Origin of the sequence: Sulfitobacter sp. 15WGC (assembly GCF_005068605.1) — a bacterium.
Lineage (GTDB): Bacteria > Pseudomonadota > Alphaproteobacteria > Rhodobacterales > Rhodobacteraceae > Sulfitobacter > Sulfitobacter faviae.
The window spans coordinates 1-255 of record NZ_SZNL01000118.1; the positions used below are offsets into that span (position 1 = coordinate 1).

A 255-nucleotide genomic window follows, 5' to 3' on the forward strand; every position below is an offset into this window, starting at 1 on the left:
ATGAGAAGGGGCCGCTGTCGCCCCGCTTCCGTGGGGAGCATGCGCTGCGCCGTTATCCCAACGGGGAGGAACGCTGCATTGCCTGCAAGCTGTGCGAAGCGATCTGCCCCGCGCAGGCGATCACCATCGACGCCGAAGCCCGCGAAGACGGCAGCCGCCGCACCACGCGCTATGACATCGACATGACCAAATGCATCTACTGTGGTTTCTGCCAAGAAGCCTGCCCGGTGGATGCCATTGTCGAAGGCCCGAACT

Annotated in this window: 1 protein-coding gene; it reads left to right on the forward strand. The window is 63.5% G+C overall.

Annotated elements, in window-relative coordinates:
* The coding region (gene nuoI, locus FCK22_RS18210) for an NADH-quinone oxidoreductase subunit NuoI (RefSeq protein ID WP_136720769.1) at positions 1-255 on the forward strand (255 nt) is incomplete at both ends.